Annotated in this window: 28 protein-coding genes; 20 read left to right on the forward strand and 8 right to left on the reverse strand. The window is 43.8% G+C overall.

Features of this window, described 5'->3' with window-relative positions; translation table 11 throughout:
- The first annotated feature begins 36 nt into the window (after positions 1-36).
- The 4 genes from HWX64_RS05350 (at position 37) to HWX64_RS05365 (ending at position 3,348) form a co-directional block, all read left to right on the forward strand.
- Entirely contained in the window at positions 37-1,131 is a 1,095-nt protein-coding gene (locus tag HWX64_RS05350) for a diguanylate cyclase (RefSeq protein WP_175987935.1), read from the forward strand.
- Between the two features lie 229 nt (positions 1,132-1,360).
- Entirely contained in the window at positions 1,361-1,684 is a 324-nt protein-coding gene (locus tag HWX64_RS05355; RefSeq protein ID WP_175987937.1) for a hypothetical protein, read from the forward strand.
- 5 nt (positions 1,685-1,689) lie between these two features.
- Positions 1,690-2,535, forward strand: a complete 846-nt coding sequence (locus HWX64_RS05360) for a nucleotidyltransferase domain-containing protein (RefSeq protein WP_254871043.1) — start codon at positions 1,690-1,692, stop codon at positions 2,533-2,535.
- 312 nt (positions 2,536-2,847) lie between these two features.
- On the forward strand, positions 2,848-3,348 hold the full coding sequence (locus HWX64_RS05365; protein ID WP_175987941.1) for a DoxX family protein: 501 nt from the start codon (positions 2,848-2,850) through the stop codon (positions 3,346-3,348).
- A gap of 92 nt (positions 3,349-3,440) precedes the next feature.
- On the opposite strand, the gene HWX64_RS05370 is transcribed toward HWX64_RS05365, so the two are convergent.
- The 3 genes from HWX64_RS05370 to HWX64_RS05380 form a co-directional block, all read right to left on the reverse strand.
- Positions 3,441-3,629 (reverse strand): YfhD family protein, encoded by a 189-nt coding sequence (locus HWX64_RS05370; protein ID WP_175987943.1) that lies wholly within the window; start codon positions 3,627-3,629, stop codon positions 3,441-3,443.
- A 113-nt stretch (positions 3,630-3,742) separates the two neighbouring features.
- The gene (locus HWX64_RS05375; RefSeq protein WP_175987945.1) at positions 3,743-3,868 is read right to left on the reverse strand and encodes a YfhE family protein; all 126 of its coding nucleotides are present in this window, start codon (positions 3,866-3,868) and stop codon (positions 3,743-3,745) included.
- A 65-nt stretch (positions 3,869-3,933) separates the two neighbouring features.
- A complete protein-coding gene (locus HWX64_RS05380) occupies positions 3,934-4,845 on the reverse strand; it encodes a TIGR01777 family oxidoreductase (protein ID WP_175987947.1) in 912 nt (303 codons plus the stop codon).
- A 90-nt stretch (positions 4,846-4,935) separates the two neighbouring features.
- On the opposite strand from HWX64_RS05380, the gene recX reads away from it, so the two are divergent.
- Together recX and HWX64_RS05390 are read left to right on the forward strand one after the other, a co-directional pair.
- Positions 4,936-5,739, forward strand: a complete 804-nt coding sequence (recX, locus tag HWX64_RS05385) for a recombination regulator RecX (protein WP_175987949.1) — start codon at positions 4,936-4,938, stop codon at positions 5,737-5,739.
- A 38-nt stretch (positions 5,740-5,777) separates the two neighbouring features.
- Complete coding sequence (locus HWX64_RS05390) at positions 5,778-6,191, forward strand: hypothetical protein (protein WP_175987951.1); 414 nt, start codon at positions 5,778-5,780, stop codon at positions 6,189-6,191.
- 46 nt (positions 6,192-6,237) lie between these two features.
- On the opposite strand, the gene HWX64_RS05395 is transcribed toward HWX64_RS05390, so the two are convergent.
- A complete protein-coding gene (locus tag HWX64_RS05395) occupies positions 6,238-6,909 on the reverse strand; it encodes an SDR family oxidoreductase (RefSeq protein ID WP_175987953.1) in 672 nt (223 codons plus the stop codon).
- A 135-nt stretch (positions 6,910-7,044) separates the two neighbouring features.
- Here HWX64_RS05395 and HWX64_RS05400 point away from each other — a divergent pair, with 135 nt between their 5' ends.
- Positions 7,045-7,374, forward strand: a complete 330-nt coding sequence (locus HWX64_RS05400; protein ID WP_175987955.1) for a YfhH family protein — start codon at positions 7,045-7,047, stop codon at positions 7,372-7,374.
- A gap of 53 nt (positions 7,375-7,427) precedes the next feature.
- Here HWX64_RS05400 and HWX64_RS05405 read toward each other — a convergent pair whose 3' ends face one another.
- Positions 7,428-7,586: a YpzG family protein gene (locus tag HWX64_RS05405; protein ID WP_175987957.1), complete on the reverse strand. Its 159-nt coding sequence runs from the start codon at positions 7,584-7,586 to the stop codon at positions 7,428-7,430.
- Positions 7,587-7,614: 28 nt separating this feature from the next.
- Positions 7,615-7,779, reverse strand: a complete 165-nt coding sequence (locus tag HWX64_RS05410) for a small, acid-soluble spore protein K (RefSeq protein ID WP_032086301.1) — start codon at positions 7,777-7,779, stop codon at positions 7,615-7,617.
- 135 nt (positions 7,780-7,914) lie between these two features.
- Here HWX64_RS05410 and HWX64_RS05415 point away from each other — a divergent pair, with 135 nt between their 5' ends.
- Positions 7,915-8,199 (forward strand): YfhJ family protein, encoded by a 285-nt coding sequence (locus HWX64_RS05415; protein WP_175987959.1) that lies wholly within the window; start codon positions 7,915-7,917, stop codon positions 8,197-8,199.
- Positions 8,200-8,249: 50 nt separating this feature from the next.
- Here HWX64_RS05415 and HWX64_RS05420 read toward each other — a convergent pair whose 3' ends face one another.
- Positions 8,250-9,236, reverse strand: a complete 987-nt coding sequence (locus HWX64_RS05420) for a metal-dependent hydrolase (protein WP_175987961.1) — start codon at positions 9,234-9,236, stop codon at positions 8,250-8,252.
- A gap of 74 nt (positions 9,237-9,310) precedes the next feature.
- On the opposite strand from HWX64_RS05420, the gene HWX64_RS05425 reads away from it, so the two are divergent.
- A complete protein-coding gene (locus tag HWX64_RS05425; RefSeq protein ID WP_175987963.1) occupies positions 9,311-9,619 on the forward strand; it encodes a hypothetical protein in 309 nt (102 codons plus the stop codon).
- Between the two features lie 53 nt (positions 9,620-9,672).
- Entirely contained in the window at positions 9,673-10,776 is a 1,104-nt protein-coding gene (gene mutY, locus HWX64_RS05430) for an A/G-specific adenine glycosylase (RefSeq protein WP_175987966.1), read from the forward strand.
- A gap of 65 nt (positions 10,777-10,841) precedes the next feature.
- Here the strand turns inward: mutY and HWX64_RS05435 are convergent, their stop codons facing one another.
- Positions 10,842-11,066, reverse strand: coding sequence for a hypothetical protein (locus HWX64_RS05435; protein ID WP_175987968.1), 225 nt, complete (start codon positions 11,064-11,066; stop codon positions 10,842-10,844).
- 117 nt (positions 11,067-11,183) lie between these two features.
- Here HWX64_RS05435 and fabL point away from each other — a divergent pair, with 117 nt between their 5' ends.
- From fabL to nikC, 10 genes are all read left to right on the forward strand, one after another.
- Positions 11,184-11,927, forward strand: coding sequence for an enoyl-[acyl-carrier-protein] reductase FabL (fabL, locus tag HWX64_RS05440; RefSeq protein WP_175987970.1), 744 nt, complete (start codon positions 11,184-11,186; stop codon positions 11,925-11,927).
- 87 nt (positions 11,928-12,014) lie between these two features.
- Entirely contained in the window at positions 12,015-12,203 is a 189-nt protein-coding gene (locus HWX64_RS05445; RefSeq protein WP_175987972.1) for a gamma-type small acid-soluble spore protein, read from the forward strand.
- Between the two features lie 225 nt (positions 12,204-12,428).
- The gene (locus HWX64_RS05450) at positions 12,429-12,689 is read left to right on the forward strand and encodes a YgaB family protein (RefSeq protein ID WP_175989653.1); all 261 of its coding nucleotides are present in this window, start codon (positions 12,429-12,431) and stop codon (positions 12,687-12,689) included.
- 530 nt (positions 12,690-13,219) lie between these two features.
- A complete protein-coding gene (locus tag HWX64_RS05455; RefSeq protein ID WP_175987974.1) occupies positions 13,220-13,750 on the forward strand; it encodes a DUF402 domain-containing protein in 531 nt (176 codons plus the stop codon).
- Between the two features lie 204 nt (positions 13,751-13,954).
- Complete coding sequence (locus HWX64_RS05460) at positions 13,955-15,703, forward strand: ABC transporter ATP-binding protein (RefSeq protein WP_254871044.1); 1,749 nt, start codon at positions 13,955-13,957, stop codon at positions 15,701-15,703.
- Between the two features lie 337 nt (positions 15,704-16,040).
- Entirely contained in the window at positions 16,041-17,057 is a 1,017-nt protein-coding gene (locus tag HWX64_RS05465) for an ABC transporter ATP-binding protein (RefSeq protein WP_175987978.1), read from the forward strand.
- Positions 17,032-17,997 (forward strand): ABC transporter ATP-binding protein, encoded by a 966-nt coding sequence (locus HWX64_RS05470; RefSeq protein WP_175987980.1) that lies wholly within the window; start codon positions 17,032-17,034, stop codon positions 17,995-17,997. The genes HWX64_RS05465 and HWX64_RS05470 overlap by 26 nt, the downstream gene beginning before the upstream one ends.
- A gap of 74 nt (positions 17,998-18,071) precedes the next feature.
- Positions 18,072-19,664 (forward strand): ABC transporter substrate-binding protein, encoded by a 1,593-nt coding sequence (locus HWX64_RS05475; protein ID WP_175989654.1) that lies wholly within the window; start codon positions 18,072-18,074, stop codon positions 19,662-19,664.
- A gap of 431 nt (positions 19,665-20,095) precedes the next feature.
- A complete protein-coding gene (locus tag HWX64_RS05480; RefSeq protein WP_175987981.1) occupies positions 20,096-21,100 on the forward strand; it encodes an ABC transporter permease in 1,005 nt (334 codons plus the stop codon).
- A 25-nt stretch (positions 21,101-21,125) separates the two neighbouring features.
- Positions 21,126-22,022 (forward strand): nickel transporter permease, encoded by an 897-nt coding sequence (gene nikC, locus HWX64_RS05485; protein ID WP_175987983.1) that lies wholly within the window; start codon positions 21,126-21,128, stop codon positions 22,020-22,022.
- The last annotated feature ends 8 nt before the right edge of the window (positions 22,023-22,030 follow it).

Below are 22,030 nucleotides of genomic sequence, written 5' to 3' on the forward strand. Positions count from 1 at the left end.
TTACCTATTATATAAAATGTGAGGAAAGATACAGATATGATAAGTGATTTAGTAATAAACATTTCGCTGTTAATGTCTTTCACGTTTGTTTGGCACCAACTGTTCAGGAAGAAGAGGCTGACCTTCACATCACCGGTCCACATAAAAATAATGGACGGTATACTGGCGGGAATTCTCGGTATTATCCTGATGCACTACAGTATCGGTGTCAACGACATAACGATTCTAGATTTGAGGCATATCCCCGTCATTCTAGTAGCGTTTTATGGAGGATTCTTACCGACGATCATTTCTGCTGCCGTCATCATCGCAGGACGATTCTTCATCGCGGTGAACTTCTCCTCTTACGTGGCGTTATTCATGATGCTTGCGATTGCTGTTGGATCGGGCTTGATTGTAAAGTACCTGAAAGGAACTCCATGGAAAAGGTGGACGGCTCTTCTGCTGTACAGTCAATTGATTTTCTCGATTGCCCTTTTCATCGTTGTTGACAAATATGCAGAGGTGTTGGATTTTGCATTATTCCATGTCCTCAGTACATTGATCGGCGGCTGCTTGACCTTATATTTTGTCGATTATATCAGGAAGACAAGCGAGCGTTATTATCAGTATAAAGAAAATGCCCTGAGGGACGCTTTGACAGGTCTTTATAATGTCCGTTCGTTTGACAGCCATTATAACCGCATGATCAAAGAAGCGATCGAGGAGAAGGAAAGGTGCGCCATTTGTCTGATTGATGTGGATCATTTTAAACAAATAAATGATACATACGGCCATACAGCAGGTGACGAAGTGTTAAAACAGCTTGCTGAATTATTGAGCCGATTAACCAGGTCAGGCGACATATTGTCCCGGAACGGGGGAGAGGAATTTTCCTTGCTGCTTCCTAAATGTACCGTGGAACAAGCAAAAGAAATCGCAGGCAGGGTCAGGGAAGCGGTATATGGGTATCGATTTGTCCTGCCGGATCAGAAGAAGCTTCAACTGTCTGTATCTGTGGGTGTTTCCGCGTTTGATCCCAATGCAGAGGCCTACGAGTCTCTCTTTCAAGAGGCGGATGAAGCTTTATACAAAGCTAAACAAAGCGGCCGTAACATCGTGTGCACAAGCTGGGAGTGTTCATTTAGATAAAGGAAGCGTTACTTCTTTTCTGGAGGAGCAACGCTTTTTGTTTTATAAAATGAGAAGGCGATTTTACCGCTTCTTCCGCTTCGGTTTATCCTTGCCAGCTCATACCAATACATCATTTAAAATCTATTACATCTATCATCAGATTATAGGAAAATAATAAAAAGAAATAGGGAATTTGTGGTAACATTTATTCAATATCCTTAGGTGATAATTGAAAAGGAGTGATCCTTTGTTTATTAAACTATATGAATATCATATTCAGCAGGACAAAGAACAAGAGTATTTAAGAATCCAGGAAAAAGCGGCAGACATCTACAGCCGACATATAGACTCTCATTCCTTCCACCTTAAAAGTAAGGACGACCCATCAGAGTGGATGGAAATAACGAGGTATAGAAATGAAGAAGAATATAATAGAAGCATCGAGTTAATCAATCAATCTGAAGAAATACAACAATTATTAAACAAATTTCAATCCTTGCTCCTATCTGAAAAGTGTGAGGTCAGGGAGGAAGATTTCACTGTGGTGATGGAGCGGAATACGTTTAAATAGAAAGGGTGAAAAACTTGGAATTCGAAACGACACACGAAGAAAGAGATGCGAGATTGATCCACGAACGGGAGAAATTAAAGAATGCTATTAATAGAGATTTGATTCAGGATGAAAATGTTCTGGCAGTTTTTTATGGCGGATCGATGGCGAAGGGGAATCACGACCGATATTCGGATTTGGATCTGAGAATCGTCGTAACAGATGAAGTATATGAAACGTATAGAAAAAATAAGAAAGAACGGGCGATGAACTGGGGAGACGTCTTATATTACGAAGACTTCCCCTGGGCGAAACATACAGTGGCCCACTTCAATAATTTCGTAAAGGTGGATGCTTTTTACTATAAGAAAGAAGACCTCAAACCTTCTCATTATATGAAGGAAGAGGCCGGTATCGAATATGACCCTTATGATATCGTCAAGGGTGTCAGAGAACAATCTCAACATCTACATTTTGAAGTGAATATCGGTGAATTTGAGATATGGAGAAGTAAATTCTTCGCGCATATGCATGAGGTGTATAGAAGAATGAAAAGGGGGGAACTTTACTATGCTCTCCATTCGTTGGATATGATGCGCTGGAGCGTGGCAGCTGGCTGGGATATGGCGGATGACAGGCAGCCCAATGCATCGGGTGAGTGGTCGAAATATGAAGGGGAGCGATCTTTGTTTGATAAGAGGGAGCAGGACCTTCTTGCACGATGGGACGCAGGGCGTGATCCTGAAGGGATTTATCATGTGATGAAGAGTATCGTGCCGGAATTTAAACAGGTACATGGTCGTCTATGTAAAAAGCTTGGTGTTGATGAACGGGCTGAGTGGGTGGACGAGATTGTGGGCTTGGTGTTGTAGACGTCCTTTCCCACATGAGTGAGGATGAAGCAGGAAAAGGTCATTCATAGGCTTCTGGTATGGTGGCAGAAGCCTGATGAAAGAGAACCAATTTCTCTGTAATTGTCAAAAATCATTTTTCAATATTTGACAGATTTATGAACTAGGTCAATATCTATTGCATAACCAGGGGGGAAGGAGTATATTATAAGTGTAAAGTAAATGTGAATCATTTCACAAACTAAGCTTTATCAATCAGCTGATTAACACATTATTTTTTTTACTTGTATTTGTGAAATATTTCACAATATATAATAAGGAGATGACCCCATCATGAAATGGTGGCACAATGAAAAAGTTAGCGTTATCTGGACAGTATTTAGAATTTGGCTGGGAATCAAATGGTTTGAAGCAGGCTGGCATAAAGTGAACGATGGATTTGACGCAAGCGGATTTCTCCAAGGGGCAATGGCGAAAGCAACCGGTGAACATCCGGCTGTACAAGGCTGGTATGCAGCATTTCTGGAAGGTTTCGCCGTACCGAATGTTGAGTTGTTCAACATCCTGATTCCTTGGGGAGAAGTACTGGTGGGGCTCGGCTTGATTACAGGATTAATGACAATACCTGCTCTGCTTGCCGGGGCATTCATGAACTTGAACTTCCTGATGGCAGGTACAATAAGCACTAATCCCATCCTTCTTACAGTGGCAGTGATCCTTCTCTTTACAGGTAAAGGTGCTTACTACTGGGGTGCAGATCATTGGGTGATGCCATACTTGAAGCAGAACCTTCTCCACAATAAAAATCAACATAAAAAAGCATTCGTCGTTTGAAGAATTTAATGAAAGGATAAAGCCACCCGGCATTAAAGACGGGTGGCTTCTTTGAATTCCTCAGGTCCAATTCTTTAACCATGAGGGGACTGCTATTGGTTTTTCTTCACACGTGCACGCTGGTTCGCAGCGTTTGCTCGGGCCTGTGCTTCCATATCAGCCTGGTCGGCAAGTTCTCTTGAGAACTCTTCGTCTACACCGTCTGACTTTAATGCAGCAGGTGTCTGTGGCAAGCTGTTCAGGTTTTTATCGTGCTTTTTATGTCCTCGTGATCTGCCCAATACGAACATCCCCTTTTTAGTAGGTTAAAAACAAAGGTACAAGACCCACTGTGATGTGAGCTTGTACCTTTATTTTTTATCAAAAGGGGAACTTTTAGTTAGGTAATATTTGCTTACGTATGCCGTTTAGGGCTGAATCCGGCAGCACGGTCTGCTCTTTTGAATTCTCTTGAGTAGGTAACCTCTTGCATACTTGAAAGCTTTGATCGGTCTTTGTCTTTTTTACGCTTATTATCCATACTATGTACTTCCCTTCTTTTCAAAGATTTACTACTATTTTTACCTTTAAAAGAAGGGGACATACCTATTTAGAATGATAAATATTCACCAGTGCACTTTCAAGTTCAGGATACTCAAATTGGAATCCATTTTCTGAAAGCACGCTCGGTAGCACCTTCTGCCCCTCTAATACGAGCTGGCTCATTTCGCCCATTGCGATTTTTAAAGCGAAGGGAGGTACCGGCATCCAATGGGGCCTCCCTAATACACTGCTCAAAATGATCCCGAATTCCTTCATTCTGAGAGGTGTAGGGGCTGTGACATTCACAGGCCCAGAGATCGCTTCATTCTCAGCCGAGAACCGGATCGCCCGGGCAACATCGTCTATATGGACCCAGGACATCCACTGGTTTCCGGGTAAAACGGTTCCGCCTACAAACAGTTTATAGGGAAGGGCCATCCGTGGAAGAGCCCCATCACCCTTTCCAAGAATGATGCCAAACCTTGTGTAAACTACGCGAAATCCTGATTTTTCTGCTTTTGATGCTTCCTTTTCCCATATTTGAACGGTTTCCCCGAGAAAATCATGTGCTTTCTCTGTGGAAGCTTCCGTATACGTACTTTCAGTTGAAGAAGGGTAAAATCCAATCGCGCTCGCATTGATTAAACATGAAGGTGAGTGCGATAGATTTTTCATGATATTGATGACTTCCTGTGTTGACGATATGCGGCTGTTAATGATCCGCTTCTTCCGCTCATCAGTCCACCTGCCGCTGTTGATGGATTCGCCTGCAAGGTTGATGAAAACATCCGTCCCTTCAAGATCATTCAGTGGATCGGCGTCTTCAGTCAACCATTTAACGTAAGTAACTCCGGAGCGGTCTTCATATTTATCCGGGCTCCTTGTCAGGACTACAACGTCATGATGGTGGTCCAACAGCTCCTTAGTCACGGCCTGACCGACAAATCCTGTTCCTCCAGTAATGGCTATTTTCATGGTCATCCCTCCAGTTATAGTTATTATTTTACCTATTTGCAGAATAAAAAACATAATCCGATGTGTTACATTAGTAAGGAGGTGGAAAATATGGGTGTCATAACGAAAATTACGAAACAAGTGAAAAATGATGAACGGTATAATTTATTTATTGACGGCAAATATGCTTTCAGCGTTGATGAAGTTGTGCTCGCCAAATTCGGGCTCCGAAAAGGACTTGAAGTCGATGAACTTGAAATTTCGGGAATGCAATATGAAGATGATGTGAAAAAAGCTTTAAACAGGGCGATTCATTTTTTGTCATACAGAATGAGAACTGAAAAAGAAATCCGGGATCATCTGAAGGGCAATGAACTAGAAGAAGGCATCATCGGGGAAGTCATTCATAAACTAAAGGATATGAAGTATATTGACGATTTAGAATTTGCAAAGGCCTTTACAGGGACCCAGATCAATACTTCTGACAAGGGTCCAAGCTGGATCCGGGGGGAATTGTACCGAAAAGGTGTGGACGATCCATACATTGAAGAAGCTCTCGAGGCATTTACTTTAGAGAAGCAGGTCGATAAAGCGGTGGCGATCGCTGAGAAACTTATGAAGAAGTATCGGAAAGACTCCTTTATGATTGCCAAGCAGAAAATCGAACAAAATCTTCAGCGTAAAGGATATGCCGGTTCGGTTATGAAAAGGGTTTGGGAAACGCTCGATATCGAACGGGATAAGGATGAACAATGGGATGCCCTTTATCATCAAGGGAAGAAAGCACACAGAAGGCTTTCTTCTAAATATGAGGGATATGAATACGAGCAGAAAATGAAACAGACTTTGTATCGGAAAGGGTTTACGATAGAGAAAATCGAACATTTTCTTGAAGTGTTGAAGGAAGAAGATTGAACAAGGGATTTTAAAAGCATGAAGGGGGGATAAAAGGGGTGGAAGTCGCTGCGGTCTTGCTTACAGGTATCATGCTGGTTCTTCTTATAGGGACAGGAAAAAGGTTTAAATTGATTGCAGGAGGAATCGTTTTAGCGACGGGGCTTACGTTTCTCGTTGGGGAAATGGTGATGAAACTGCAAACGGATTATTATTCATTGGGGAAGCTTGAATGGAGAAATCAGGGGCATGCAGAAACACTTGGTGAATGGGTTGTGCCTTTCTTTTTTATTGGAATAATGATGTTATTGATACTCTTGAATATTCGGTGCATCATGCAGTATAAAAAACAAACTGAAGGTGCGAGATGGGTGTGGATCGCCTTGTTGATTGTTATGGATTTATTAGCTGTTGTAATCGTTCCTTTATTGTTTTTCTTCGTGGCTTTTATGTTTTTTCCGTTTGCTCCTTAAATTCGTATATAAAAAAGTCGAGGGATGGCCCCCGACTTTTTTAATGTCATTTTTTGGATTCGATGACGATTTCATCGTTCGACTTATATTGTTCCACAATGATTTCTGCCACTTCCTCCGGGGATCGCAAACGTGAACGGTCGCTGATATGATCGGTCTCATCCCAGAACGGTGTATTCATGCCGCCCATATAAGCGTTGACGACCTTGAGTCCTGAATCCTGATATTCCTTCTGCAAACTCTCTCCGAAGCCTCTCAGTGCAAACTTACTTGCCACATACAGTGATTCGTTCTTTTTACCTCTTAAGCCTGCAGTGGAAATGATATTGATAATGGTGGTATGCCCCTTTTCCAACTGAGGCAGAAGGGCTTTCGTTAAGCGGATGGGGCCGATAACATTGGTTTCAAACATCGCTTCAAGTTCTTCGTCCTTCGCTTCCGTCAATGGGCCGAAATAGCCGACTCCTGCATTATGTATCAATAATTCAATATCATCCTGTAGGATTTCTGTGGAGCAGACTTGTTCGATATCGATTCTTGAACGCACATCAAGAACTGCATACGAGACTTCGCCCCCGGTTTGTATTATTTCATTTGCAGCTTCTTCCAGCTTTTCTTTTGTGCGCCCTAACAAAACGATATGATACTCTTTTGATAGCAGCTTGCCTAGTTCTTTCCCCAGACCTGTGCCTCCACCAGTGATGATTGCTTTTTTCATGACGAATCGTCCTTTCATAATTTATGTAGAATGTATTGAAAACTTCTTTGCACCACTAAGACCCGAATCAAGCTTATCCTCTTTCCTTATTGTATCATCTTATCTATAATTATCATTAGTAGAGGTGATGAGAACATGGAACAGCAAGAAAGAAGATACAGTGAAATGTCACAACATGAATTACAGCAGGAAATTGCCAGCCTAAAGGAAAAAGCAAGAAAAGCTGAACAGCTTGGGATTGTTAATGAATTCGCTGTGCTCGAACGTAAAGCGCTGATGGCTCAAGCGTACCTGATGAACCCTGATGATTATAAATCCGGCGGTATTTACGCCATCGAAGGGGATCCCGGTGTATTCTTTAAGATAGACTATCTGAACGGCGTATTTGCCTGGGGATACCGCCTTGGCGGTGATGGAAAGGAAGAAGCACTGCCGATTTCCCTTCTGAAATCTGACAAAAATTAAAACCAAGGTCCGTCCCCCGCCGCATGAAGCGGTGAGTGACGGACCTTGGACATTTAAGAACGTTTACGGGTTTCAGCTTCAAGAATGATCATATTCTGTGTTTGCGTGGTTTGTCCATTTGCCTGGGAATGAGCATGTTTTGGATTGTAAAATGCTTTGTTAAATGGACTGCTGTACTTATTTTGGTTGAAATTATTTTTCATGTTTGCCATCGTGACTACCCCCTAAAAAGTTAACTTCTTATATCGAGTCTTGTTTTCTTTTTCCTGAAGACGCCATACGTTCTTGAGGATGGGTATTGATGGTACCATTTGCCCTTTTGGATGCATATTCGGCTTTAGCTCTTGGTTCTCCTTCGAATTTGTTGTTATTCATATTGGGGAACCCGGTTGTTTTATTACGCATAATCTGCCTCCTAAAAGGTTTAATTATTTCATACCGTGAAAAAGCAAAGGCTCCACTAAGCTTAACCACGTACTAATAGTATGGATGCACACGCTGTACTTTATCATAAAAACATATGGAAAAGGAGGAGAAAAAATGGAGACGACATTTCATGAGCTTACTGAATTATTATTGGAAATAAACAGTGAACTTTCTTATGAAAGGGCAAGAACGTGGGTCGAGCTCGTATGGGAAGATTTTGAAACCACATATGCCAAAGCAGGATACGAATATCAGGGGAAAGAAGTGACTGAAAGGGTGGTACGACAATGGATCACGAACTACGGTTCCCGCATCCATGAATTCGCTGCTCGAAACCCCAAATACAAACACTTGCTTGAGAATGAACAAAGCAACGAAGATGATGGTTTAGTGCATTAAAGAAGTGAGGGACGGGCCTTTAGCATGCTAAAGGCCCGTCCCTCGGTGCGTTAATCGATTAAAATGTCGATATCGACTTTTTTGCGCAATTTTTCCTCGCTGAATACCCAGCCGGTATAAGAGCTGACAACGCTAAGATCCTTGTCGAGCTGAACGAGTGCGACAAATGGGTAATGACCGTTATTCCGGTAACGGAGGTCAATGAAGCGAACCTCGAAATGGTCGTCGAATTCGTCTATTTCCCAGCGGTAAACAGGAGAGAAGGAAAGAAACGCCGATAGGTTCTTATCTTTCTTAGCCGCTTTGATGACTGGAAGATCCGGTATAGGAATTCGATTGAATTCGTCAAATATCGTGATCGAACGTCTAAAAGCCCTTGCGACATAAAATTTATCCTTCGTAACAACGGCAAGCCGCCATTGAAAAAAGCGCATGGTAGGGGAGACGATGATTTTCTCGGCTTCCGGTATCCTTCTTTTGACGGCATTCTTAACAGCTTTTTGAACTTGGAACCGGAGGACATAATAGGCGAAAATGACGATGTACATCACCAGGAACGTCTCTCCAGGCGGAAAGCCGAGCCCCCATAGGATCAAGCCGATCACATGGATGATGAATATGGGAAGATCAAACGTGTTGATCACACCCAAAGCGACCCATTTCGACGAAATCGGCCTCAGAGCCTGGGTGCCGTAAGCGTTGAATATGTCGACAAATACATGCAGGAAAACGGCAGTGAATGTCCAAATCCATAAGTGAAGCAGATTCGCTTCAGGAAAAAATGGATAGATGCATGCGACTATGAGCAGGGGCCACATAAGGACAGCGGGAATGCTGTGAGTGATTCCACGGTGGTGACGTATATATACCGCATTATTTCGCAGTTTCAACACAGTATCAATGTCAGGGATCTGAGAACCGATGACTGCAGCTATGAGGACACTCGTTGAAGTAGCGCTGCTCTCAGCGACAGCGGGATCGAGCGTGGCTAAACCTCCCAGAGCGAAACCCATAACGATATGAGTACCTGTATCCAAAAAAAGTCCTCCCTTGACTGAATTCGTTTGTTTTCGTTGCACTTCATGATATGGTTAAAAGGAGCATATTTCAAATGAAAAAATCATTACAAATTTATCTTGAATATGAAATCAAGCACAGTCTCCATCATCAATACAGGCAGATCATGGAAAACATCCTTCACACATTGCCGGAGTACGATGCCATGAATATTTGCTGGGAAAAATCCGAGGCGGATTCCAATCGATACATCGAAACATTCGACGTCCCGACAGAGGCACATTACTTCGCACTTAAACGTTTACGAACGTCCCGCCGTCATTTACTATTTGGATTATTGGATGATTGCATCTGCGGCGGATTAAAAGAAATGACATGCTTCGGGCTGAAAAAAAGTTCATAATACATTATTTATTCCCTAATCATCGCAACATCTAACATCTTTGGAGGTACAAATTGAAAGAAGAACCGTTAAAACATTTAGAGACCATTGACCGTGAGGAATTTCAGAAAGATTTAATTACCTGGTTTTCAAGGGAGCAGCGTGACCTGCCGTGGAGAAAGGATCGTGATCCCTATAAAGTATGGGTATCAGAAATCATGCTTCAGCAGACCAGAGTAGATACAGTCATTCCTTATTTTAACCGATTCCTTGAGAAATTTCCTACAATAGATGCTCTCGCCCTTGCAAATGAGGAGGAAGTATTGAAGGCATGGGAAGGTCTTGGGTATTATTCACGGGTCAGAAATCTGCAATCGGCAGTGAAGGAAGTCCATGAAAAATATGGGGGGGTCGTCCCTGATACTCCCAAGGAGATTTCTTCCCTTAAAGGTGTCGGTCCTTATACTGCAGGAGCCGTCCTCAGTATCGCCTATGGGAAACCTGAGCCCGCTGTAGACGGAAACGTCATGAGGGTGTTCTCGAGGATCCTCTCCATATGGCTTGATATAGCGAAGCCTTCGTCACGGAAAGTGTTCGAGGAAGCCGTAAGGGCTCTTATTTCAAAAGAGAATCCTTCTTACTTCAATCAGGCTTTAATGGAACTGGGTGCATTGATATGTACGCCGACATCCCCGTCCTGCCTGCTATGCCCGGTACGTGAACATTGTCAGGCCTTCCATGAAGGAGTACAGACAGAACTTCCGATCAAATCAAAAAAGAAGGCGGCACGCAAGTTGAATATGGCCGCAGCCGTCCTTTTCACTGAGGATAACCGTGTTGTGATTCACAAACGTCCAAGCACAGGCCTGCTGGCGAACCTGTGGGAGTTCCCCAATTTTGAAGTGACAGAGACGAGAAGCGGAAGAAAGCAGCTGGGAGAAAGGTTGGAAGCAGACTATGGCGTGGAAGCTTCCTTAAAAGCAGGAGTCATCACCAAAATTCAGCATGTATTCTCTCATATCATCTGGGATATTGAAGTATATGCCGGGAGCGTCGAAAGTACCGCTTTAAAAGATACTGAATTAATTGCCGTAACGAATGAAGAAATGGAAAAATATGCATTTCCGGTTTCCCATCAGAAAATCTGGAAAGAAACAAATCATGTAGTAAACAACTGATATAGAGGCCCTTGGCTGAAGGCATGTCAACACGTCTTCAGCCAAGGGCCTTGATAGACTTACTATCAATCGTATACCGTTTTCGTGCCATGTGTATAATCAGCTTCCCCGCGGTTCAATCCGCCCCTGTTTTCAATCTCTTCAACGATTTCACGATGAATGGATTGTCCTTCTGCGTTCAAATAGGGTACTATTTGTTGTAGTGAATGATGAAAGTAGGCAAGTTCGCTTTTCTTCCATTCACTTTTAGGGAGCATGGACAGCTCCGTCATATCCCGACCAACATACATACGATCAGACCTCCAATTATTCGAATTATCTCCATTAGTTTTAAGTAAATGGAGGCTGATTATGCTTTGAAAAACAATTGCTTGTTATGGAAAATAAATTTGAAAGGATGAACAAGAATGAGTGAAAAAGTAGCATTGGTAACAGGAAGCAGCCGGGGGCTTGGAAGAGAAATTGCCATTCAATTGGCCCAGCAGGGATACGATATCGTCGTGAACTATGCCCGCAGCAAAAAAGGGGCTCTTGAAACTGCTGAAGAAGTAGAAAAGTTAGGCCGGAAAGCATTTGTCGTCCGTGCCAACGTAGGTGATGTGGATAAAATCAAAGCGATGTTCGAACAGATCAAAGAAGAGTTCGGACGATTGGATGTGCTTGTGAGCAACGCAGCTTCCGGGGTGCTGAGACCCGTTATGGAGCTTGAAGAGTCTCATTGGGACTGGACGATGAATATCAACAGTAAAGCTTTACTATTCTGTGCCCAGGAAGCCGCGAAATTGATGGATAAAGGCGGAAAGATCGTCAGTATCAGCTCACTCGGGTCGATCCGTTACCTTGATAACTACACCACCGTGGGCGTTTCAAAAGCAGCGGTGGAAGCATTGACGCGTTATTTGGCAGTCGAGCTTGCTCCAAAGAATATCATTGTAAATGCTGTTTCCGGAGGAGCGATCGATACGGATGCCCTTAAACATTTCCCGAATCGTGAAGACCTCTTGGAGGATGCACGTAAAAATACTCCTGCTGGACGCATGGTGGAAATCGAAGATCTTGTGAAGTCGGTTCTGTTCCTGGTTTCGGACGATTCATCGATGATCAGAGGCCAAACGATCATCGTGGACGGCGGGCGTTCACTGCTCGTTTGATGTCTGTTTTATGGATTGTTTTTCCATTATTTTTTTGGATAGTCTCCCTCGCGCCAGGTTATCTTAATTAGCGTGGAGGTGATTACAATGGCAAAACAACCAAACAAAACTCAATCTGGTACTAGCGTTCAACACGTTAAACAACAAAACGCTCAAGCAGGAGCTCAGCAACAATACGGTACTGAGTTCGCTTCTGAAACAAACGCTCAAGAGGTGCGTCAACAAAACGCTCAATCTCAAGCTAAAAAAGGTCAAAACTCTGGTCAACAACAATAATCGCTGAAGATCAGACCAAGCACCCGCTTACCGGCGGGTGCTTTTCTGCGTTGAAGTATCGAGGGACGGGCATTTAGCAAACTAAAGGCCCGTCCCTCGATGCTTTAAAGAGGTAGAGAGAGTGGTCGACAAAAGTGGTGGGATTGTGACAGATGTTGTCAAAGGGTTTGGAAAGTGGAAGGAGAATGTTCTAAGAGAGCTTGTTTAGAAGGGATGGTAGGTTTGATGCAGCAAAGGTTTAATCAATTGGTATCTGAACAGTTGGCGACAATGGATAAGCTGTTGTTTCTTCAGGCAGAGATTGAGCGCTGCCAGAAACTTGAAGGGGAACTTATAGAATTGCAGGAAATGACCAAGGTCCAGTCATTGAAAAGTGAAATCATCCAAAAGAAAAGAGAGCTGAAAGAAATCCACCGTATCTTTCAGGAACAAACCGATGACGTAATCCGTTCCTATCAGGAAGAATATAATGAAGTGCCGTCATAGTCTTAATTTTAATCTAAAAATTTTAAGAAGGTTATGGGAACTGAATAGTGGTTGGCGACTATCCAGCAGTTGATTGGAGTGCAAGACGAAGACTCCTGCGGGAGAAGTGGCCAATTCGAAAAGCGGAAGGGCTTTGCTCAGAGGCGGTTGGCATAAGGCGAACCGACCTAGAAGGCGCCCTTTGCCTTCTTGGACGGTTTGACTTATGACATGTGCCTCTAAGCCCTGCAGCTAGACATGTGAGACCCCACAGGAGCGCAGCGACGAGGAGGCTCACGGGCCACCCGCGGAAAGCGAAGTCTTGCACGGAAATCAACTGCGGCATTTAAAAGAGTTATCCAATAATTTACTATCTGTTCACCATGCAACCCAATCACTTACACAGTTAAATAAAATCCAAAACCGGGCCATCTTTAAAGACGAATTTCTTTAAAGACAGCCCTTTTGTTTTAAATTTGCTGGGGAAACGTTATAATAATAGAATAAACAATTATATATACATGGAATTTGTTAGGAAAGAAGGGGATACAATGGCTGTTCCCACTGAAGGGCGATCTGTACAAATACATAGTTATAAGCATGATGGAAATATCCACAGGATATGGAATGAAACGACTGTTTTGAAAGGGACAAGTAATGTGATCATCGGGGGAAACGACCGGACACTTGTAACGGAATCAGACGGAAGAACATGGATGACACGCGAACCCGCAATCTGTTATTTTCATTCTGAACTATGGTTTAACATTATTTGTATGATCCGTGAGGACGGGATTTATTATTATTGTAATTTAAGTTCACCATTCGTATACGATCATGAAGCAATCAAGTACATTGATTATGACTTGGATATTAAAGTGTTTCCTGATATGACGTATACATTGCTTGATGAGGATGAATACGAGGCTCATCGGAAATTGTACGGTTACCCGGATGTGATCGATCACATCCTGAAGAGAAATGTGGACAAGCTTGTACGATGGATACGACAAAGGAAAGGTCCTTTTGCACCTGACTTCATTGATATCTGGTATGATCGCTACTTAACACATAGGGGGTAACCAACCTGGACAACTGTATAGTTTACGAAGGGCTGACCCAGTAAGGAGCTTCCTTTTCTCTCCCAGTAGACTGGCTTTTGGAGAAAAGGAGTACCGTGTTCCTGTTGGGTCATCCCTTTTTAATGGAGGCTGTTTTCGTTCTTTTTTTAAAGCGCGTGAAAAATGGATAAATCTACAGGCTCTTACTTGGAAAGGAGTAATGACTTGGATAGTATCAAACGTTACCTGCAATTTGTTAAGCCTTATCGCTGGCAGATTATAGGTACCCTCATCATAGGAATTATTAAGTTTGCCATTCCATTGCTGATTCCGATTCTGATTAAATACGTCATCGACGATATCGTGGGGAATGGGAGCTTAACAACACAGGAAAAAACAAGTAATTTACTTACGATCATGGGCGTTATGCTTGTGCTGTTTCTCATCATCAGACCGCCGGTTGAGTATTACAGGCAATATTTTGCACAATGGACAGGGAATAAGATCCTTTTTGATTTAAGGGATACTCTCTTTTCCCATATTCAAAAATTGAGTTTTAAATATTATTCCAATACCCGTGCAGGCGAAGTCATCTCAAGGGTGATCAATGATGTCGAGCAGACGAAGAACTTCGTCATCACGGGACTTATGAATCTATGGCTGGATGCAGCCACTATCATCATAGCACTTGCCATTATGTTTACGATGGACGTGACACTGACGCTGGTTTCATTGATTGCTTTTCCCTTCTATGCCTTTTCGGTACGCTATTTCTTCGGAAGGCTGCGAGGTTTGACAAGGGAGCGTTCACAAGCGCTTGCAGAAGTTCAGAGCCATCTGCATGAGAGGGTGCAGGGGATGTCTGTCATCAAGAGTTTTGCAGTGGAGGACTATGAGCAGAAGCAATTTGAAGGACAGAATAGCAACTTCTTAACCAAAGCATTAAAGCAAACGAGCTGGAACGCGAAAGCCTTCGCGGTGGTGAATACCATTACGGATATTTCTCCATTGATCATCATTGGGTACGCAGGTCTTCAAGTAATACAAGAAGACCTCACCATCGGTACAATGGCGGCATTCATTGCTTATATTGACCGGTTATATAATCCACTGAGAAGGCTCGTGAATTCATCGACTACCTTGACGCAATCAATCGCCTCCATGGACAGGGTATTTGAATTCATGGATGAAAAGTATGATGTGGATGATGAGCCCGGTGCAGTTCCATGCCGCAATGTGAAAGGGGATATCCAGTTCAAAAATGTATCCTTTCAATATGATCCTAAGGAAGAAGAGGTACTGAGGAATCTCAATCTGGATATTCAATCAGGGGAAACCGTTGCACTTGTGGGAATGAGCGGCGGGGGCAAATCCTCTCTTGTCAGTTTGATCCCGCGATTCTACGATGTGACCAAGGGAGAAATTCAATTAGACGGTACAGACATCAGAAGATTCGAGGCCAGATCTCTCAGGGATAAAATCGGAATGGTACTTCAGGATAATATTCTTTTCAGTGAATCTGTGAAAATGAATATAAAATTCGGAAACCCGGAAGCTAGTGATGAAGATGTCATAAAGGCTGCCAAAGCTGCAAATGCCCATGATTTCATCATGAAGCTGCCTGAGGGGTATGACACACGAGTAGGAGAAAGAGGTGTGAAGCTCTCCGGCGGGCAGAAACAAAGAGTGGCAATCGCCAGGGTCTTCCTGAAAAACCCGCCTATCCTTATTCTCGATGAAGCTACTTCTGCACTTGATCTCGAGAGTGAGCATCTGATCCAGGAAGCGTTGGAAGTATTGGCGAAAGATCGCACCACGTTCATTGTAGCCCACCGTTTATCAACGATCACCCATGCAGACAGGATCATTCACATGGAGCATGGAGAGATCTCGGAAATGGGCACGCACCAGGAATTGATGGAAAGACAGGGACATTATTATAAGCTTTTTCAGGTTCAGCAATTAGATCAATAATAGAAGGTCCGTGCCACACTGTGTCAAAACAGCAGTGTAGCACGGACCTTTTTTGTGCAGGGAAAAAAGTCATGATTATTTTTGTTGATATGCCGATAATCTCCTATAAATTACAAGTCTCCTTCTTTACTCTATTAAAAGATATAGGAGGAATGAAACGGGTTTTTGGACATATATTGAAATGGATTAGGCAACATAGACGAATAAAAGGATTGAGAAGAAAATTCTGAAAATAGATTGCAACATTTGTAACATCTTGTATAATAAGAAACATATAAAAATTTAGAAAAGTACCACAATTGAGAAAAGAGAGAATTGTTTCAAGGGGAGGATTTGAATGAGTCAAGCACGTCCTTTACTAACCGTAGAAGATTTAAGGACCTCCTTTTTTACAGATGATGGAGAAGTTCCTGCAGTCGATGGCGTTAGTTTTCATGTGAATGAAGGTGAAATCCTGGGAGTGGTCGGAGAGAGCGGATGCGGTAAAAGTGTCACCTCGCTTTCCATCATGGGACTCGTGCCCAGCCCGCCGGGGAAAATCACAGGCGGTAAGATCCTTTATAAGGATGAAGACCTGACGAAAGTTTCAGAAAAGCGAATGAGAGATATCCGGGGTAATGACATAGCCATGATCTTCCAGGAACCGATGACATCGTTAAACCCTGTTTTTACGATAGGAGATCAATTGACCGAAGCGATTCGCATACATACAAAAGCGACGAAGAAACAAGCGAGAGACAAAGCAGTCGAAATCATGAAAATGGTTGGACTCCCGCGGGCAGACGAACTGATCAAGGAATATCCGCATCAGTTGTCTGGAGGGATGAGACAAAGGGTCATGATCGCGATGGCAATGGTATGCGACCCGCAGGTGCTTATTGCCGATGAACCTACCACCGCACTCGATGTAACCATCCAGGCCCAGATTTTAAAGCTGATGAAAAAGCTGAATAAAGAACTGAATACAGCTGTGCTGCTCATCACACACGATTTAGGAGTGGTTGCAGAAACATGCGAAAGAATCGTAGTGATGTATTCAGGAAAAGTGGTTGAGGAAGGAACCGTGGAAGAAATCTTCAAAAATCCACAGCATCCATATACCAAAGGACTCATCCAGTCCGTACCCGATATGCGGGTGAAACAGCAGCGGCTCCACTCGATTCAGGGGAATGTCCCTAAACCCGGGTCGATTAAAAGAGGGTGCAGGTTTGCAGCCCGATGCGATTTTGCGTTCGACCGCTGTCTGGTAGAAACGCCGGAACTATATGAAACAACACCAGGACATTGCACACGGTGCTTCCTGTTCGATGAAGCAGAGGAGGGAGTTTATGACGGAACCATTGCTAAAGGTTGAAAATCTTAAGAAACATTTTCCTATCACAGGAGGAATTCTTGGACGACCCGTCAGTTCAGTGAAAGCAGTGGATGGAGTCTCTTTTACAGTCAACAAGGGAGAGACCTTGGGAATCGTAGGAGAAAGCGGCTGCGGTAAATCCACTACCGGCCGGATGCTGATGAGGCTGATCGACCCATCCGAAGGCAGAGTCACTTTTGAAGACCGCGAGCTTACGAATCTATCAAACTCAGAAATGAGAAAAATCCGCCGGGAAATCCAAATGGTCTTTCAGGATCCATACGCTTCCTTGAATCCAAGGCATACAGTGGAAAAGATTTTGGAAGAGCCGCTCAAGGTCCACGGAATGGGATCGGCAAAAGAACGTAAAAAGAGAGTGCATGAACTTCTGAACATAGTAGGTTTAAGCAGCTATCACGCGAAACGCTATCCGCACCAATTCAGCGGAGGGCAAAGACAGCGGATCGGGATTGCCCGTGCACTCATGACAAAACCGAAACTGATCATCGCGGATGAACCTGTCTCTGCATTAGACGTATCCATCCAGTCACAGGTTTTAAATCTGATGCAGGATCTTCAGAAAGAGTTCGAACTCACCTATATCTTCATTGCTCATGATCTGGGTGTAGTTAGACATATAAGCGACAGAGTGGGAGTTATGTACTTAGGGAAAATGGTAGAGCTCAGTGATAGTGAGACTTTATATGAGAAACCATTGCACCCTTATACCCAGGCCCTTCTCTCCGCAGTCCCGATACCAGATCCGGACTTTAAGAGAGAAACACAGCTATTGCAGGGGGACATTCCGAGTCCTTCCAATCCGCCAAGCGGATGCACCTTCCATACCCGCTGCCCTATGGCAACGGAAGTCTGTAAACAGAAGGTGCCGGAATTCAAGGAACACCAACCAGGGCATTATGTAGCTTGCCATCTTTATTAGGCGGCAAGCCTCATAAGTATATAAACATTATTCAGGAGGGGATTTCATTGAGGAAGAAAGGCTGGTCAATTTTAATGCTGCTGATTTTAGTCCTTTCATCCGTGTTATACGGATGCGGAGGCTCTGAAGGTTCTTCAGGCGAAGGCAGCGACAGTAAAGATAGCGGAGATCCGAAAGTATTGATCTTCGGACGCGGGGGAGACTCAGTTGCTCTTGACCCGGCGACCGTTACTGACGGTGAATCATTTAAGGTAACAAAGAACATTTTTGAAACATTAGTAGAATTCGGAGAGCAGGATACAGAAGTAAATCCTGGACTCGCAGAAGAATGGAAGGTTTCAGATGATGGTTTAACGTATACGTTCACTCTTCGAGAAGGAGTTAAGTTCCAAGACGGCACAGACTTTAATGCGGATGCTGTCGTTAAAAACTTCGAGCGCTGGATGAATGGAAATGAAGAAGCTTTCTACTACTACAAATCTATGTTTGGCGGATTTAAAGGTGATGAAGGCCACGTTATCAAGGAAGTAAAAGCTGTCGATGAAAAGACTGTAGAATTTGTATTAAAACGTCCTCAAGCACCATTCTTAAAGAATATCGCAATGAGTCCGTTTGCGATTGTAAGTCCTAAAGCACTTGATGAGCTTGGCGATAAGCTGGGTGAAGCTCCAACAGACGCTGGTACAGGACCATTCAAATTCAAAGAATGGAAACGTAACGACAAGATTGTCTTAGTTAAAAACGAAGATTACTGGCAAAAAGATTATCCTAAGTTAGATCAAGTTGTATTTAAGTCGATCCCTGAAAACTCTGCACGTCTTAATGCATTGGTTTCTGGTGAAATCGATCTTGCTGATGGTGTGAATCCTAGTGATGCATCACAAGTGGAGAGCAATGACCAATTACAGTTATTCGAACGTCCTTCCATGAACGTCGGGTACCTTGGTTTGACTTCTACCCGTAAACCATTTGATGATCCTAAAGTACGTCAAGCAATCAACTACGCAATCAACAAGCAGGAGATCGTTGACGCATTCTTCGAAGGAAGAGCGGAAGTAGCGAAAAACCCAATGCCTCCGGTAATCGGCGGTTATAACGACGATATCGAAGGTTATGAGTATAATCCTGAAAAGGCTAAAGAACTCCTTGCTGAAGCAGGACATGAAAAAGGTTTTGAAATGGAGCTTTGGGCAATGCCAGTTCCACGTCCTTACATGCCGGACGGACAAAAAGTGGCTGAAGCGATTCAAGCTGACCTTGCCGAAGTTGGCATCAAAGCAAAAATTGTTTCTTACGAGTGGGCAACTTACCTGGAAAAAGCTCGTAAAGGTGAAGCTGACGCGTTCTTACTAGGTTGGACTGGTGACAACGGTGACGCTGACAACTTCCTATATGTCCTTCTTGATAAAGACAACATCGGAAGCAACAACTACACGTACTACAGCAATGACGAGCTTCATGAAAAATTGATCGCTGCGCAATCTGAAACGGATGAAGCAAAGCGTGAAGAGCTTTATAAAGAAGCTCAAGAAATCATCCATGCGGATGCTCCATGGGTTCCACTTGCTCACTCCACACCATTATTGGCTGGAACTGCAGCACTTAAGAACTTCAAACCGCATCCAACAGGTTCTGACTTCCTAGGCGAAGTTGATATCGAACAATAATAAGGTACACAAAGGGGAGACGTCTTTGATTTCTCCCCTTTGTACATAGAAAGGCGGAGGCGGCTCGCCCAGAGACGAAAGCATAAGGCAGGGCATCCCTAAAGGCGTTTTTGCCTTTAGGGATGGCATGACTTATGTCTCGAGTCTCTAGCCGCCGGAGCTGGACGATAGAAAGGCGGAGGCGGCTCGCCTAGAGACGACAAGCATAAGGCAGGGCATCCCTAAAGGTGTTTTTGCCTTTAGGGATGGCATGACTTATGTCTCGAGTCTCTAGCCGCTGGAGCTGGACAATAGAAAAGCGGAGGGGCTCGCCAGCCTCCTCAAAATAACATTCAGAGTGGATACACCATCAAACGTGTATCCACTCTCATGAGAAAAGGTTAAGAACTTGCTTCTTAGGTTAAGAATCTCCATTAAGAGGGGTGAACAAGATGTTTCAATACACCATACGAAGATTACTTCAGTTGATACCTGTATTACTGGGTATGACCCTGATCGTATTTTTTATCATCCGCGCAATTCCAGGGGATCCGGCTCAGGTGATCTTAGGTCAGCAGGCGACAAAAGAGGCGATTGAGGCACTTCGGGCTCAATTGGGTCTGGACAACCCATGGTATGTGCAATATTTCAACTACCTTGGCGGCTTATTTACAGGTGATTTAGGGGAGTCGTTACGTACAAAAGTAGAAGTTTCTCAGGAAATATGGCCCTATTTGGCAGCTACATTTGAGTTAGCAGTGGTAGCAATCATCATAGCCGTTGTCATAGGCGTAAATGCGGGGATCATCAGTGCATGGTTCCAGAACTCCTGGTTTGACTATACGGCTATGATCCTGGCTTTGGTCGGGGTTTCCCTTCCGATCTTCTGGTTAGGGTTAATGGAACAGTGGATTTTCGGAATCCAGCTGGACTGGCTGCCTACAACCGGCAGGGAGAATATTCGAAATCCGATTGATTCCATCACGAATCTGTATATTATCGATACGATCATTCAGGGGCGCTTTGATCAGCTGGGTGAAGTATTAAAGCATTTGATTTTACCAGGGATTGCTCTTGCAACGATCCCCATGGCGATCATTGCACGTATGACACGATCAAGTATGCTTGAAGTCATGCGTTCGGACTACATTCGGACAGCCCGGGCAAAAGGGTTGAAAATGTTCTGGGTAGTGTACAAGCATTCACTGAAGAATGCGATTATTCCTGTGTTGACAGTCATTGGTTTGCAGATGGGACTGTTATTGGGGGGAGCCATTCTTACTGAAACGATTTTTGGATGGCCGGGAATTGGCCGTTATATTTATGAAGCGATCGGTTATCGTGATTATCCGGTAATCCAATCAGGGATTCTGGTAGTTGCTACAATCTTCGTAACGATTAACTTAATCGTAGATTTACTGTACGCTGCTGTCGATCCGCGGATTAAATATAACTAACATCAATAGAAAGAGGTGAACTCTGATGGCAGAAATCGCAGAACCGCAAAAGGAATTAAATCCAGGGCTACAAGAGGAAACGGTTTCTCCCTGGAAGGAAGCTTGGAAAAGCTTTGTTAAAAACAAAATCGCGCTTGTCGGTTTTTGTATCGTCTTATTCTTCGTTCTCCTAGCCGTTCTGGCTCCAGTCATTGCCCCGCAGGGAATCAATGAACAGGACTTGTCAAAAAGGCTGCAGGCTCCATCTTCAGAGCATTGGCTGGGCACGGATGACTTCGGACGAGATATATTATCAAGGATCATACATGGAGCTCGAATCTCACTATGGGTAGGATTCTTTGCAGTAATCGGCTCCGCAGTTGCGGGGAGTCTTCTGGGAATCGTGGCAGGTTATTATGGTAGATGGGTGGACACGATCATTTCACGTATCTTTGATATTATGCTTGCTTTTCCCAGCATCCTGCTTGCAATTGCAGTAGTGGCGGCTCTTGGGCCATCTTTAAGAAACGCGTTGATAGCCATTGCCATCATCAACATTCCGAACTTCGGACGTCTGATTCGTTCGAGAGTATTGAGTGTTAAGCAGGAAGAGTATGTAATGGCGGCTAAAGCCATTGGCATGAAGGACAGCCGAATTCTATTCAGTCATGTCCTTCCTAATAGTATGGCACCTATCATCGTACAGGGTACACTAGCCATTGCAACAGCAATCATCGAGGCTGCAGCGTTGGGTTTCCTCGGGTTGGGTGCCCAGGCACCGACTCCTGAATGGGGGAAAATGCTTGCGGATGCACGTACGTTCATGCTGCAGGCACCATGGACGATGATTTTCCCTGGACTTGCCATCATGCTTACCGTACTCGGGTTCAACCTGATGGGTGACGGGCTGCGTGATGCGCTCGATCCGAAAATGAAAAACTAAAGAAAAAG

Origin of the sequence: Bacillus sp. Marseille-Q1617 (genome assembly GCF_903645295.1) — a bacterium.
In the GTDB taxonomy this organism is placed as follows: Bacteria; Bacillota; Bacilli; order Bacillales; family Bacillaceae_B; genus Rossellomorea.

Bases quoted from the DNA above. Each gene is read 5' to 3' on its own strand.
- HWX64_RS05350 (WP_175987935.1), top strand. From the start codon at position 37: ATGATAAGTGATTTAGTAATAAACATTTCGCTGTTAATGTCTTTCACG.
- HWX64_RS05365 (WP_175987941.1), top strand. From the start codon at position 2,848: ATGAAATGGTGGCACAATGAAAAAGTTAGCGTTATCTGGACAGTATTT.
- HWX64_RS05375 (WP_175987945.1), bottom strand. From the start codon at position 3,868: ATGGATAATAAGCGTAAAAAAGACAAAGACCGATCAAAGCTTTCAAGT.
- HWX64_RS05380 (WP_175987947.1), bottom strand. From the start codon at position 4,845: ATGAAAATAGCCATTACTGGAGGAACAGGATTTGTCGGTCAGGCCGTG.
- recX (WP_175987949.1), top strand. From the start codon at position 4,936: ATGGGTGTCATAACGAAAATTACGAAACAAGTGAAAAATGATGAACGG.
- HWX64_RS05395 (WP_175987953.1), bottom strand. From the start codon at position 6,909: ATGAAAAAAGCAATCATCACTGGTGGAGGCACAGGTCTGGGGAAAGAA.
- HWX64_RS05400 (WP_175987955.1), top strand. From the start codon at position 7,045: ATGGAACAGCAAGAAAGAAGATACAGTGAAATGTCACAACATGAATTA.
- HWX64_RS05405 (WP_175987957.1), bottom strand. From the start codon at position 7,586: ATGGCAAACATGAAAAATAATTTCAACCAAAATAAGTACAGCAGTCCA.
- HWX64_RS05410 (WP_032086301.1), bottom strand. From the start codon at position 7,779: ATGCGTAATAAAACAACCGGGTTCCCCAATATGAATAACAACAAATTC.
- HWX64_RS05415 (WP_175987959.1), top strand. From the start codon at position 7,915: ATGGAGACGACATTTCATGAGCTTACTGAATTATTATTGGAAATAAAC.
- HWX64_RS05425 (WP_175987963.1), top strand. From the start codon at position 9,311: ATGAAAAAATCATTACAAATTTATCTTGAATATGAAATCAAGCACAGT.
- HWX64_RS05435 (WP_175987968.1), bottom strand. From the start codon at position 11,066: ATGTATGTTGGTCGGGATATGACGGAGCTGTCCATGCTCCCTAAAAGT.
- fabL (WP_175987970.1), top strand. From the start codon at position 11,184: ATGAGTGAAAAAGTAGCATTGGTAACAGGAAGCAGCCGGGGGCTTGGA.
- HWX64_RS05445 (WP_175987972.1), top strand. From the start codon at position 12,015: ATGGCAAAACAACCAAACAAAACTCAATCTGGTACTAGCGTTCAACAC.
- HWX64_RS05450 (WP_175989653.1), top strand. From the start codon at position 12,429: ATGCAGCAAAGGTTTAATCAATTGGTATCTGAACAGTTGGCGACAATG.
- HWX64_RS05455 (WP_175987974.1), top strand. From the start codon at position 13,220: ATGGCTGTTCCCACTGAAGGGCGATCTGTACAAATACATAGTTATAAG.
- HWX64_RS05465 (WP_175987978.1), top strand. From the start codon at position 16,041: ATGAGTCAAGCACGTCCTTTACTAACCGTAGAAGATTTAAGGACCTCC.
- HWX64_RS05470 (WP_175987980.1), top strand. From the start codon at position 17,032: ATGACGGAACCATTGCTAAAGGTTGAAAATCTTAAGAAACATTTTCCT.
- HWX64_RS05475 (WP_175989654.1), top strand. From the start codon at position 18,072: ATGCTGCTGATTTTAGTCCTTTCATCCGTGTTATACGGATGCGGAGGC.
- HWX64_RS05480 (WP_175987981.1), top strand. From the start codon at position 20,096: ATGTTTCAATACACCATACGAAGATTACTTCAGTTGATACCTGTATTA.
- nikC (WP_175987983.1), top strand. From the start codon at position 21,126: ATGGCAGAAATCGCAGAACCGCAAAAGGAATTAAATCCAGGGCTACAA.